The organism is Streptomyces sp. GESEQ-35, assembly GCF_017948485.1.
GTDB lineage: Bacteria > Actinomycetota > Actinomycetes > Streptomycetales > Streptomycetaceae > Streptomyces.
Genome location: NZ_JAFFSX010000097.1, coordinates 1 through 508, shown reverse-complemented (window position 1 = coordinate 508; position 508 = coordinate 1). Strand labels below are relative to the sequence as shown.

Genomic DNA, 508 nt, shown 5'->3' with positions numbered 1-508 from the left:
CGCCCTCCTGGGCAGGCCAGACCGGAGGAACGTACCCGTCTGAGAGCTGGAAGGCGATGTAGGCCACGCCTTCCGGTGGCGCGATGGCTGCCCCGTCTGAGTCTTCCTTGGCGATCTCCCAGCCCAGTAGCTCCGAGTAGAAGCGTGCCAGCGCCTGTGGATCGGGCGCCTCAAGCACGATGCCCCACCAGTCGTGTCTCGACATACGAGGGGTACTGGGCTCATGGCTGGGTCGTCCGTGCATGTCGGCGAGTACTCCCGGATGCTTCGCCACGGTTGCTGTTCAGGAGTTGATCCCCGGAGCCTACTGGCCAACAGGCCATGCGAGGAGCATCCCTGTCAGGCACCCCCACGTACGCAGGCGGCTAGGGGCGCCCAACGCCGCGCCCGGCCACACGATCGCCACCGATCAACTTCATTGTGTTAGCCGTTGTTAGGGCGTGCAGATCATTAACTCGTGGCTTTCTGGTTGGTGGCTCGTTGGTTCGGCATGAGCGCGCTGGAAGGA

Annotated in this window: 1 protein-coding gene; it reads right to left on the bottom strand. The window is 64.0% G+C overall.

Going from position 1 to position 508, the window contains the following annotated elements; all coding sequences use genetic code 11:
• Positions 1–205: VOC family protein (locus KCH87_RS48500; RefSeq protein WP_282613097.1), on the bottom strand; the 205-nt coding region annotated here is incomplete at its 3' end.
• Positions 206–508: the final 303 nt, after the last annotated feature.